Annotated in this window: 9 protein-coding genes; 6 read left to right on the top strand and 3 right to left on the bottom strand. The window is 62.8% G+C overall.

Going from position 1 to position 12,752, the window contains the following annotated elements:
• The first annotated feature begins 167 nt into the window (after nucleotides 1-167).
• The 6 genes from IPF76_RS05930 to IPF76_RS05905 all read left to right on the top strand — a co-directional run bounded on the left by IPF76_RS05930 (nucleotide 168) and on the right by IPF76_RS05905 (nucleotide 8,679).
• A complete protein-coding gene (locus IPF76_RS05930; RefSeq protein ID WP_293841959.1) occupies nucleotides 168-1,547 on the top strand; it encodes a M48 family metalloprotease in 1,380 nt (459 codons plus the stop codon).
• A gap of 54 nt (nucleotides 1,548-1,601) precedes the next feature.
• Entirely contained in the window at nucleotides 1,602-3,200 is a 1,599-nt protein-coding gene (locus IPF76_RS05925; protein ID WP_293840881.1) for a thioredoxin domain-containing protein, read from the top strand.
• Nucleotides 3,200-4,795, top strand: coding sequence for a tetratricopeptide repeat-containing sulfotransferase family protein (locus IPF76_RS05920; protein ID WP_293840878.1), 1,596 nt, complete (start codon nucleotides 3,200-3,202; stop codon nucleotides 4,793-4,795). Before IPF76_RS05925 ends, IPF76_RS05920 begins: the two co-directional genes overlap by 1 nt.
• 148 nt (nucleotides 4,796-4,943) lie before the next feature.
• Nucleotides 4,944-5,537 carry a TonB-dependent receptor plug domain-containing protein gene (locus IPF76_RS05915; protein WP_293840875.1) on the top strand — a complete coding sequence of 198 codons (594 nt, stop codon included), beginning with the start codon at nucleotides 4,944-4,946 and terminating at the stop codon, nucleotides 5,535-5,537.
• Nucleotides 5,534-7,330 carry a TonB-dependent receptor gene (locus IPF76_RS05910; RefSeq protein WP_293840872.1) on the top strand — a complete coding sequence of 599 codons (1,797 nt, stop codon included), beginning with the start codon at nucleotides 5,534-5,536 and terminating at the stop codon, nucleotides 7,328-7,330. The genes IPF76_RS05915 and IPF76_RS05910 overlap by 4 nt, the downstream gene beginning before the upstream one ends.
• Nucleotides 7,331-7,335: 5 nt before the next feature.
• Nucleotides 7,336-8,679 carry an amino acid permease gene (locus IPF76_RS05905; RefSeq protein ID WP_293840869.1) on the top strand — a complete coding sequence of 448 codons (1,344 nt, stop codon included), beginning with the start codon at nucleotides 7,336-7,338 and terminating at the stop codon, nucleotides 8,677-8,679.
• Here IPF76_RS05905 and IPF76_RS05900 read toward each other — a convergent pair.
• From IPF76_RS05900 to IPF76_RS05890, 3 genes are all read right to left on the bottom strand, one after another.
• The gene (locus IPF76_RS05900) at nucleotides 8,641-10,245 is read right to left on the bottom strand and encodes an NAD(P)/FAD-dependent oxidoreductase (protein ID WP_293840867.1); all 1,605 of its coding nucleotides are present in this window, start codon (nucleotides 10,243-10,245) and stop codon (nucleotides 8,641-8,643) included. The genes IPF76_RS05905 and IPF76_RS05900 overlap by 39 nt on opposite strands.
• Nucleotides 10,242-11,456 carry an FAD-dependent oxidoreductase gene (locus IPF76_RS05895; RefSeq protein ID WP_293840864.1) on the bottom strand — a complete coding sequence of 405 codons (1,215 nt, stop codon included), beginning with the start codon at nucleotides 11,454-11,456 and terminating at the stop codon, nucleotides 10,242-10,244. The genes IPF76_RS05900 and IPF76_RS05895 overlap by 4 nt, the downstream gene beginning before the upstream one ends.
• Before the next feature lie 114 nt (nucleotides 11,457-11,570).
• Entirely contained in the window at nucleotides 11,571-12,734 is a 1,164-nt protein-coding gene (locus IPF76_RS05890) for an aromatic ring-hydroxylating dioxygenase subunit alpha (protein ID WP_293840861.1), read from the bottom strand.
• Between the last annotated feature and the right edge of the window lie 18 nt (nucleotides 12,735-12,752).

Raw genomic sequence — 12,752 nt, 5'->3', positions numbered from 1 at the left:
CCGCGTCGCCCCGGATCAAAAGCCGGGTTCCGCGCGATGACGGCTTTCCCATAAAGTCTCGTCTTGCCTCTACACGCGCTGACCTCCACAAAGTCGGCATGGCTTCAGTCGATGTTCAGATGCACAGCGCGAGGGTGGGCAAGATGATGCCACCCTCCCCCCAAGCGATGGTTCGGACGAGCGCATGGCGCCCGCTGCTCCGTATCGCACTGACCCTGCTCGCGATGCTGGCCATCGCGACGCGCCCGGCAATGGCGCAATCGATCCTGCGCGATGCCGAAACCGAAGCGCTGTTTCAGGACATGATGGACCCGCTGCTGATCGCCGCCGGACTGCAACCGGGGCAGGTGCGCGTCCATCTGCTCGGTGATCGCAGCATCAACGCGTTCGTCGCCGGCAGTCAGGACATCTATGTCTTTGCCGGGCTGATCGAAGCCGCCGACACCGCCGAAGAGGTGCAGGGCGTGCTCGCGCACGAGCTGGGCCATGTCATCGGCGGCCACGCGATTCGCGTCAACGAAGGCGCCAAGGCAGCGACGGGTATCTCGCTGCTCAGCCTGCTGCTCGGTGCCGCGGCGATCGCGGCGGGCGGCGGCGAGGCGGGCATGGGGATCATGATGGCGGGCCAGCAAGCTGCGCTCGGCAAATTTCTGGCGTTCAGCCGCGTCCAGGAATCGACTGCCGATGCTGCAGGCGCGCAATATCTGTCGAAAGCTGGGATCAGCGGCCGCGGCAGCCTGGCGTTCTTCAAAAAATTGCAGAATCTGGAATTCCGTTACGCGGTCAAACAGGACGATGATCAGGCCTATGGCCGCACCCATCCGATGTCGGGCGATCGCATCCAGACCTTACGCGAGGTCTATGTCATCGATCCGGCGTGGACCAAGCCCGGCGACCCGGCCATTGAGAAACGCTTTCAGCGGATCAAGGCGAAGCTGTCGGGTTTTATGACCGATCCCGACCGCACGCTGCGCAAATTCCCGGAAACCAACACGAGCATTCCGGCGCGTTATGCGCGCGCCTATGCCTGGCACCGCAGCGCCTATCCCCAAAAGGCGCTGGCCGAGGTCGAAGCGTTGCTCGCCACCGATCGGAACGACCCTTATTTTCTTGAACTCGAAGGGCAGGTGCTGCTCGAATCGGGGCGCCCCAAAGAAGCGATCCCGGCGCTGCGCAAGGCGGTGACGATATCGCGGTCGCAGCCGTTGATCAGCGCAACGCTGGGCCACGCGCTCATCGCGACCGAAGATCCGGCGAATTTCGCCGAGGCGGAAGAGGTGCTGAAAACGGCGGTCGCGCTCGACAACCAGAACCCCTTTGCCTGGTACCAGCTCGGCATCGTCTATGCGAACAAAGGCGATCAGGCGCGCGCCGCGCTCGCCTCGGCGGAACGCTACAGCCTGGAGGGTGGACAGGCGTCGCTCGCGCTGCGTAATGCCGAAACGGCGATGCAGGGCCTGTCCGAAGGCGCGCCCGACTGGATCCGTGCACAGGATATTGCGCTGGTGGCGCGCGCCGAGGTGGAACGCGAGCGCAAACGGCGCTAGATTCGGGCAATCAAGGGGCAAAGCATCGCCGTAAACGATGCACAAGGGCAATAAGTGACCGAAAATAAAGACGATTATTACCAGCCATGGCTGCGCGATCCTGCGCCGACGCCGGACGCAGCCCCGCGGCCGCCCGCGTCGCCCGCCGAGGGATTGGCGAAACCGCGCGATGTTCCGCCAGTCGGGATCGATGTGTCGCGCTATGCCGCCGAAGATAAGCCAGCGCGCAAACCGGTCGTCACGTCGGACCAGATGAAGGCCGGCGCCGCCGGGCTGTGGCAAGTGCTGCGCGATGGCGCCGACGCCTTTGCCGACTGGACGATCAGGGTCGGCGACCGCGCCGATATTCCCGCCCGCATCGAGGCGATGGAAATCCCGCGCCGCGCGGGCGAACTCGCCGCCAAAACCGGAGCGCTGACCGCGCAGGCCGCGCGCGCGATCGGGCGCGGCACCGCGCAGGCGGGCCGCGCTGCCGCGCGGACCAGTGGCGCGGCATGGGACAAAATGGCGCTCGGCGACAAGGCCCGGAAGCTGTCGAGCGACGCGGGCCGCGGGCTCGGCGAGGTTGCCGACCGGACCAAGGCCGGGGTTGGCCAAATCGCCAGGGCAGGCAGTGAAAGCATTCGCGGCAGCATCGGCGAAGCTGCGACGAAGCTGCGCCCGAGCGCGCGCGAAGAGCTGGCGCCGCCGCCCTCGGGGCTCGAACAATTGCTCGCGCGCGAAGAATCCGCCGCGCGCGCCAAGGATCCGTCAGCGCCCGACCTGCCGCTGTTTGCGAGCGATGCAGGACGAGCCACAGCACCGGCCGCGGTCGTCGCCGAAGGTGATGACCGCTCGCCGCTGGTCGTGCCGCCCGCAAAAAAGCCGGCACCCGCCAAGACCATGGCTGCACCGCGCTTGCCGCAAATCAAGGGGATGGGGATGGACGGCGGATCGACGCGCGTTTGGGGCATGGCGCTGGGCGGACTGTTGTTGCTCGCTGCGGTGTTCTGGCTCGGCGGCCGCATGGGCGGGGGGATGAGCAAAAGCGAGGTCGAAACCATCGTCGCCGACTATATCAAGGCGAACCCGCAGATCATTCCCGAGGCGCTCGAAGCGCAGCGCAACGGCGAAATCGCCAAAGCGATCAATGCGATCCGCCCGGCGCTCGAAAAACCCTATGCCGGCGCGTGGGCGGGGAATGCCGATGGCGACGTCACATTGGTGGTGTTCACAGACTATGCCTGCGGCTTTTGCCGCGCCAGCGTGCCCGATGTTGATCGGTTGATCCGCGAGGACAAAAGGCTGAAAGTCATATTCCGCGAACTACCGATCATCGCCCCGCAAAGCCGCGACGCGGCGGTGATGGCGCTCGCTGCGGCGCGGCAGGGCAAATATGACGCCTTCCACCACGCGATGTTTGCCGCCAGTTCGCTCGACAAGGCGGCGATTGCCGCCGCCGCCGCCAAGGTTGGGGTCGTCACCGACGGCACCGCCGATGCGACCGCGAATGAAGCGCTGTTCCAGCGCGAACTCGACAGCAATCTGGCGATCGCCACACAGCTCCAGCTGAATGCGACCCCGACATGGATCGTCGGCGACCAGCTGTTCCAGGGCCAGGTCGGCTATGAGGGGTTGAAGCAGGCGGTCGCCAAAGCGCGGGCCAAGAGTTGATGATCGGGGCAACGACGACGCAGCAAGCGATTGACGCAGCGCTGCGTAACCCGACGATGCTTTCCGCCGCTGCCGCGCTCGCCGAAAACCGGCTTCACGACGCCGAACCGCTGCTAAAGGCACGCCTTCGGAAGAACCCGTTCGACGTCGTCGCGATGCGGATGCTGGCCGAGCTTGCGGGCCGGATCGGCCGCTATCCAGACGCCGAGAATCTGCTGCGCCGGGCGGTCGAACTCGCGCCCGATTTCCTGACCGCCAAATCCAATCTCGCGATGGTGCTCCATAAGCAAGCCCGGTCCGGCGAAGCCATCGCGATCCTCGACGAGATCGCCCTCGCCGACCCTGACAGCATGGCGAACGCCAATCTGCGCGCCGCGGCGCTTGGCCGGATCGGCGAATATGACGAAGCACTCGAGATCTATGCCGCAGTCCTGGAGCAACGGTCCGACCATCCCAAAATCTGGATGTCCTATGGTCATATGCTCAAGACGGTGGGGCGGCAGCAGGATTGCATCGCCGCCTATCGTCGGGCGCTGGCGCTGCAGCCCGGGCTCGGCGAAGTGTGGTGGAGCCTTGCGAACCTGAAAACGGTTCGTTTCGACGAAAGCGATGTCGAGGCGATGACCGCCGCGCTGGGCGGTCCTGCGCTGTCGGACGAGGATCGCTTCCACCTTCATTTCGCGCTAGGCAAGGCCCTTGACGACGCCGACGATCCGGCCGCAGCCTTTGTCCATTATGCCGAGGGTAACCGCCTCCGCCGACCATTGATAGACTATGATCCCGAAGAGACGCGCGCGCAGGTTGACCGGGCGATTGGCCTGTTCACGCCCGAGTTTCTGTCCACGCGGGACAGCATAGGTGCGCTCGCCCCCGATCCGATTTTCATACTCGGGATGCCGCGCGCCGGATCGACGCTGATTGAGCAGATTTTGGCCAGCCATCCGGCGATCGAGGGCACGATGGAACTGCCCGATATTCCGATAATCGCCGCACGCGCGAAGGCCCATCACGGTGGGATTGCGGCCATGGATGCAGCGACGCTCGCCGCCTTGGGTACCGAATATCTCGAGCGCACCCGCGTCCACCGTAAATCGGACAAACCGCTTTTCATCGACAAGCTGCCGAACAACTGGTTTCACATCGGCTTCATCCACCTGATCTTGCCCAATTCCAAGATCATCGACGCACGCCGCAACCCACTCGATTGCTGCTTTTCCAATTTTCGGCAGCATTTCGCACGCGGACAGGGCTTTTCCTATTCGCTCGACGAGCTCGGTCGCTATTACGCTGACTATGCCCGGTTGATTGGGCATTTCGACAGCGTTCTTCCAGGCCGCGTCCACCGCGTGATCCACGAACGGCTGCTTGACGATCCGGAGGCAGAAGTGCGCGCGCTGCTGGGGCATATCGGGGTCGATTTCGACCCGGCTTGCCTACGCTTTTACGAGAATGATCGCGCGGTGCAGACCGCGAGTTCCGAACAGGTGCGCCGCCCAATTAACCGCGACGGTGTCGACGTTTGGAAGCGGTACGAAGCGTCGCTGGACCCGCTCAAAGCAGCGCTAGGTCCCTTGGTCGAGGACTATCCGGCCTGATCGTCACCGGACCGACCCGAAATTGTTGCCATTTGGCAACAATCGCCGACTTTTCGCACCGCACCATGAGCCGCTAATCGAACAATCCTTGCGTTCGCGAGCGACCGCGCGGCTAATGTTGGCATTGGGGTCATGCGAGGGGTTTGACATGCGATCGGCAAATAAATTTGTGAATAAGGTCGGCGGAATCCTGCTGTCGACGACCATGCTTTGTACATCGGCGACCGCGATGGCGCAGGAAGCTGGCAGCGAGGACAGCAATGAAATCGTCGTCACTGCAAACAAGCGCGAACAGAATTTGCAGGATGTGCCGATTAGCATCACGGCGTTGACGTCGGACACGCTCGAGCAAAACCAGGTTTCGCGATTTGACGACTATGTGAAGTTGCTTCCGAGCGTGAGCTATCAGTCATTTGGCCCTGGCCAATCGCAGCTCTATTTTCGCGGCATCGCAACCGGCGGTGACGGTCTGGCTTCGGGACCGCTTCCCGGCAGCGGTCTATATATCGATGAAATTCCGGTTACGACGATCTTCAGTTCGGTGGATATCCACGCATATGACATGGCGCGGGTTGAAGCGCTCGCGGGTCCGCAAGGCACGCTCTATGGGGCCAGCTCGCTGTCCGGTACGTTGCGCCTCATTACCAACAAGCCCGACCCAAGCGGTTTTTCGGGCTCGGCCGACGTCGAGGTCAATAAATATGGCAAGGGCGATTTCGGGGAAGCGTCGAAAGCTATGTGAACTTACCACTCAGCGACCGGATGGCGTTGCGCGTGATGGGCTTTTACGAGCGCGAGGGCGGTTATATCGATAATACCCCTGCCACCCGCACCTATCTGCGGCCCAACACGACGACGGGCGGCGATGCGCCCCTCACCGTCTCCAATGCCGACTTGGTCGAAAACGACTATAACGACGTCGAAACCTACGGCGGACGCGCGGCTTTGGGGATCGAGCTCGACGACGATTGGACCATTACGCCGGCGGCTATCTATCAACATCAAAAGACCAATGGGCAGTTTCTGTTCGATCCGCGCGCCGGCGATTTGGAAAACCACGACTTCGTGCCAAGCCGGACGCTCGACAAATGGTATTTGGCGTCGCTGACGATCCAGGGCAAGTTGAGCGACTGGGACGTGACCTATTCCGGATCTTACTTTAACCGGAAATTCGACAGTTTCGCCGACTATTCTTACTTCAACGTCGCCTATGACAGCTATGTTGACTATAATTATCTGGTCGACAGTCTCGGGAACGATATCGACCCGACCCAAACGGTCCGCGGCTTCGACAAATATGAAAAAATGGCGCATGAGCTGCGCGTAAGCTCTCCGGCCACGGATCGTTTCCGGATGACGGCCGGAATTTTCATGCAGCATCAGACCGACGATCGCATTGCCGAATATATCGTGACGGGCTTGAGCGACGCGGTTGCCCCGTTCAGCCCGCCGGTCCCGGGTGCTGGACCGGGCGACGTTTTTTACACCGACATCCACCGGGTCGACCGCGATTATGCGATGTTCGGCGAGGCGTCCTTCGATATTCTGCCAAACCTGACTTTGCTTGGCGGCATCCGCGGCTTCATCGCGCACAACACGCTCGAAGGATTTTCGGGGGGAGCGGGCGTCGTGGACCGGCAAATCACCGTCTTTGGATGCACAGGGACGACGGCTCAGCAATGTCCCAACATCGACAAGAAATATGTTGAGAGTGGTGAGACACACAAGGTCAACCTGACGTGGAAGGTTGACGACGACAGGCTGCTATATGCGACCTATTCCACCGGATTCCGACCCGGTGGCAACAATCGCGACGCCTTCGCGCTGGGACGTCTGCAGAGCATTCCGCCTTACAAGGCCGACACGCTGACCAACTATGAAATCGGTTGGAAAACACAATTTTTCGACCGGACATTGCGCATCAATGGCGCTATTTTCTGGGAAGAGTGGAAGGATGTGCAATACAGCCTTCCCGGCCTTCTAGGGATTTTCTACACGGTCAATGCAGGCGCGGCCCGATCCCGTGGCATCGAAGCGGATATCAACTGGCGAATCGGCGACCTGACGCTGGCGGGGTCCGGAACCTATGTCGACGCGAAACTGACGAAGCCTTTTTGCGACGTCATCAATGGGTGCGATCCGGCGGCGGGCGGCTCAGTCATCGCAGCGGCGGGAGCACGCTTGCCGGTCACGCCAAAGGTGAAGCTTAACGGCAGTGCGCGCTATGCTGTTCGCTTTGGTGAGAACGAGGCCTATGTCCAAGCCGGGGTCAATTATCAAAGTGGGACGATCTCGTCCCTCGTCCCCGCGGACGCGGCATCCATCGGACCGACAAAAGGCTTTTTGACCGCCGATTTCTCGCTTGGCTATGAATGGAGCAATTTCACGATTGGCGCTTATGTTCAGAACCTCTTCGACAAGCGGGGAATACTCAGCAAGAACGTAACCTGCGCGCCGAGCCTGTGCGGTGATTTCGCTAGACTCTATCCGACGAAACCGAGAATTTTCGGATTGAAGGCTGGCGCCAAGTTCTGATCGAAATGCAAACCAGAGAACAGATCGAAAGGCCGAGCCAAAAGCTCGGCCTTTTGATGTGTGTCGCGCTCGGCATGGGCAATATGATCGGGTCGGGGGTATTTTTGCTCCCGCGCGATCTGGCGCCGCTCGGCTGGAATGCGGTGATTGGCTGGGGGGTGTCGATTGCTGGCACCTTGTGCCTTGCCGTCGCCTTTGCGCGGCTGGCGAAAAAACTGCCCGGCGGCAGCGCGACCTATACTTATGCTGCCGCGGCCTTCGGCCCCGGCACCGGCTTCATCGTCGCATGGAGCTATTGGATCAGTTGCTGGACCGTCGTCGCGACGCTCGCGGTCGCGGCGCTCAGCAATTTGTCGATCCTGATGCCCTCGCTCGATAACGCAGGAGCTGGCACGGCAGTGATCGCGATCGGTTTCATCTGGCTCTTCACGCTGGTCAATCTGATGGGGGTGCGGCGTGCGGGCGGGGCGCAATTGCTGACGCTCGGGCTCAAGCTGATCCCCGTCGTCGGCGCGGTGATTGTCGCGATCTGGCTGCTCGGCACCGGCGACGCGCCGACCCCGACGATGGTCGGCACAAGGCCGGTCAGCCTCGATAATATCGGCACCGCCGCGACGCTGACCCTGTTCGCGCTGCTCGGTTTTGAAAGCAGCTGCGTCGTCGGCGACCGGGTGCGCGACCCCGAACGGACCGTCCCGCGCGCAACACTGATCGCCGCCGCGGCGACCGGGATGCTCTATCTGCTGTCGTGTACGACGGTGACCCTGCTGCTGCCGCTCGCGACGCTCGAGGCGTCGAACGCCGCCTATGCGACCTTCTTTGGGACGCTGGTCAGCCCGTCGGCGGGGCAAGCGGTCGCGCTGTTCGCCGCGATCGCCGCGCTCGGCGCGCTCAACGGCTTTGTCCTGCTGCAGGGCGAAATCCCGCGTGACCTGGCGCATCGCGGTCTGCTGCCTGCCGCCTTTGCGAAAGACAACCGCTTCGCCGTCCCGTGGGTGACGCAGATCGTGTCGAGTGCGCTCGCAAGCATCGTCGTTTATGCCAATTATTCGCGCGGCCTGGCCGAGCTGTTCAAATTTATGGTGCTGGTGACGACGTCGACCGCGATCATCTTTTACATCGTCGGGGCGCTCGCGGCACTCAAGCTTGAGCGTGAAGGCGCGATCAAGGCGTCGCCGGCCTTTGTTACTCTGACCATCCTCGGCTTCCTGTACAGCTGCTGGGCATTTTACGGGGCCGGGTTGGACGCGAGCCTGTGGAGCATCGGCCTGACCGCCGCCGGGCTGCCGATTTACCTCGCGATGCGGCGATCAGGCCCAACGGGGCGCGAACCAGCCCCGATCGCGTAGGATGACCTTCGCCGCATTGTGTCCGGGCGCGCCGGTGACGCCGCCGCCGGGATGCGTGCCCGCACCGCACATATAAAGCCCCTTCAGCGGCCCACGATACGCGCCATTGCCGAGCACCGGGCGCGCCGACCATAGCTGGTCGAGGCTCATATTGCCGTGCATGATATCGCCGCCGACAAGGCCGAACTTGCGCTCAAGCCCCTTGGGGCTGAGGATCTGGCGACCGACGATCGAGGCGCGAAAGCCGGGAGCGTGGGCTTCGACGGTGTCGATGATACAGTCGGCCGCTGCGCCTTCCTCGGCATCCCAGTCGCGACCGTCAGGCAGCTCGGGCGCGAATTGCTGGCAGAACAGGCTGGCGACATGCTGGCCCGGCGGCGCGAGGCTGTCGTCGATCGTCGATGGGATAAGCATTTCGACGATCGGCTGTTTCGACCAGCCATATTGCTTCGCATCGAGGAACGCGCGGTCCATATAGTCGAGCGTCGGGGCGAGGATGATGCCCGACTGATGATGCTCTCCTGGTTCGGGCAGGCAGGTGAATTTGGGCAGTTCGCTGAGTGCGACATTCATGCGGAAGGTGCCGCTACCCGCCTTGAACGCCTTGATGCGGCGGCGGAACTCGGGCGCGATATCGGCTTCGTCGAACATGCGTTCGTAGAGCAGTTTCGGCCCGACATTGGCGATCACGCGGGCGGCGGCGATTTCTTCGCCGCTGACAAGTTTGACCCCGACCGCATTGCCGGCGTCAACGAGCACGCGCGAAACGGGCGCTTCAAGACTGATCTCGACGCCCAACTGGGTGCAGACCTTGGCCATCATCTGGGTGATCGCGCCCATACCGCCGATGCTATGGCCCCACGCGCCCTTCTTGCCATTCACTTCGCCAAAGACGTGGTGGAGGAGCACATAGGCGCTGCCCGGGGTGTCGGGGCTGGCATAGTTACCGACAACCGCGTCGAACCCAAAGGCGGCCTTGACCGCCTCACTTTCGAACCAGCTGTCGAGGAAAGTGCGTGCGGATTTGGTGAAGAGTTCGAGCACGTCGCGCTGCTGCGACAGGCTGAGCCTGGTCAACCCGCGCCCCTGCCGCGCCGCGTCAAGCAACGTCTTGAAGCCATCGCCGACATTCGGCGGCGATTTGAGCGCGAGGTCGCGCAGCACGTCGGCGACGCCTTCGAGCATGTCATAATATGCGGGGAGGCGCGCGGCGTCATGCACCGAAAAGCGGGCAAATTCCTTTTGCGTGCGTTCGAGCCCGCCGCCAAGCTTGAGATAACCCCCGTCCGCTTGCGGAAGGAAGTTGCTGATTGGGCGCTCGATGACGCGATAGCCATGATCGGCGAGTTTCATGTCGGCGATGACCTTGGGCTGGAGCAGGCTGACGGTATAGCTTGCGACCGAATTGCGGAAACCGGGATGGAACTCCTCGGTCACCGCAGCGCCGCCGACGACGTCGCGCGCCTCGACGATACGGACCTTCAGCCCCGCCTTGGCGAGATAGAAAGCGCAGACAAGGCCGTTGTGGCCGGCGCCGATGATCAGGGCGTCATAGGCTTTGGTCATTGAAATTCCTTGGCGAGCGGCGATTGGACATGCTGGCGGCCGAAACCGAGGCCGATGATCCGGCCCGGAATTTGTCGCAGCATCGGGATGCGGTTGAGCAAACGAACGGCGAGCGGGACGTGGTCGATTTGCCCAAGCAGCATCGGTTCGATGACCCGTAGATGTGCGAAACGCTGGAGCGACTGCATCCGTGTCGTCGGTTTCCAGCGACGCTCCTGCACCTTGGCGAGCAGCGGGTCAGGATCGGCCCCAGAGGCAAGCGGCGCGGCAAGGATATTGGCGGTCGCAACGGCATCCTGCACCGCCAGATTGATGCCGACACCGCCGACGGGCGACATCGCGTGCGCGGCATCGCCGATCGCCAGCAAGCCGGGGCGTGACCAGCGCGTCAGCCTATCGAGGGCGACCGAAAGCAGTTTTACATCTTCAAAGGTCGTGATCGCACCGATTCCGACCGCAATGCCGGGAACGAGCGCGACGACGTCGGCGCGAAAGGCGTCGATCCCGCGCGCTTCAATCGCAGGAAAGCCGCCCTTCGGAATGATCCGGGCGCATTGCCAATAATCGCCGCGCGGGATGGCGACGACCATGCCGCGCTTGTCGATGGTTCCAAGCGGCACGTCGGTCGATGCGTCGGCGGGCATGGGCACGCGGAACCACAACACGTCCATCGGCGCGCCGAGGTCTTCGAGGGGCAGAGTCGCGGCGTCGCGAAGCACCGAGCGGCGGCCATCGGCAGCGATGACGAGGCGCGCGGGTAATGTTTCACCGGTCGCGAGCGTCACCCCGCTCGCCCGGTCCGCCGCGTCGAAGGTCAGCCCGGTCGCTTCGGTCGATTGGCGCAGCGTGAAGGTCGGATAGCATGCGCCTTGCCTGGCGACGAAGTCGAGCAGATCCCATTGCGGCATCATCGCGATATAGGGAGCGGCGACAGGCAGATTCTTGAGCGAGGCGATCGTGTAGCGACCGCCGAGCAGGTCGAGCGTCGCGGTATCGACTTTCGCGTGCGGCAGTTTCAGCAGCTCGTCGAGCAGACCGATTTCGTGGAAGAGTTGCAGCGTCGAGGGATGTACCGTGTCGCCGCGGAAATCGCGGAGAAAATCGGCGTGCTTTTCGAGCACGGTGACGGGAACCCCGGCGCGTGCAAGCAGCAGGCCGGCGACCATGCCGGCGGGACCGCCGCCGACGATGATGACAGGGTGATCGCGCATTCCACTCCCCTCCCACTTGCGGGAGGCGCCCCGGGGAAGGGCCTGTCCCGCTGACAAAACTGACTGGGAGGGCAACAGTCCTCCCCTAACCCCTCCCGCAAGCGAGAGGGGGACTTACTTGCTCCACCCCGATTGCGGCGCTTTCTCCAGCCGCGCCTCGGGAATGATGTCGCGCATCCGCGAACAGAATTGCTTGAGGCAGACTTCCTTGTCGCTGAGCGGTCCCACGGTGAAGCTTTTCGACTGCATCCCCTGCTGGACGCGGGTGATCAGTTCGGTGTCCTCGGCATTGACCTGACGGTTGATCCGCCAGTTGAGATAACGCGCGGCGCGCATCTCGCGGCGCTCATCGGGGAGCACATAAGAAATTTCGCGGATCAGGCAGCTGGTCGGTCCGGTGGGCAACCATTGCATGAAATCAACCTGGTCGGGATAGATGTCGAACGCGACATTGGGCCACAGCTTGAAATAGAGCCAGTGGCGCTGGTTCGCTTCGGGCAAATGCGGCACAGGGGGCAGCAGCCGCTGATACATCCGCTCGGACCAGTTCACCGAGGTGCGATCGATCAAATCCCCCCACATCCGGTCGACATGATCGGTCGCTTCGACGCCATAGCTTTTGCCGAACAGGCGGGTGAGGCCGGGGTGCGCGACGGGGATGTGGAGGCCGTCGGAATAATTGTCGCCGACATTCTTCCAGTTCACGTCGCGCGGGCGTAGCGTGACGCGACCGAGCGCGCCGAGTTCCTCGAAACGGTACGGCGCAACCTGCGCTTCATAGGGCGCCATCATGCGCGCGACCGACGGGCCGCCATCGTCCACGAGCCGCACGAACCAGAAGCCGCGCCATTGTTCGAGGCCCACGGGGACGAGCCCCGCTTTGCCCTTGTCGAGCGTCGGATAGCTGGCACTGTCGGGAACGCCGGTCAGGCGGCCGTCGAGGTCGTAGGTCCAGGCGTGATAGGGGCAGACGAGTTTTTTCGCGCAGCCCGCGGCGCCGTCGACCAGCCGCGAACCGCGGTGGCGGCAGACGTTGGTGAAGGCACGCACCACGCGGTCGGTGCCGCGGACGACGATGACGCTCTCGCCGCAATAATCAATGCTATGCCAATCGCCAGGGTTCGGAATGTCTGAAGCATGACAGACGACCTGCCAGCTGGGGCGGAAAATCCGCTCCATTTCGACGGCGTAGAAATCGGGGTCGCTATAAGTCCACGCGGAGAGCGACCAGCCGTCTTGCGGGTCGATGTTATCGAAAGTGTCGCGCAGCGTTGCCATGAGTCGATCCTTGTTGTA

It is taken from the genome of Sphingopyxis sp., from assembly GCF_016704835.1.
GTDB lineage: Bacteria > Pseudomonadota > Alphaproteobacteria > Sphingomonadales > Sphingomonadaceae > Sphingopyxis.
The sequence above is the reverse complement of the archived record's forward strand: the minus strand, read 5'-3'. Positions and strand labels throughout refer to the sequence as shown.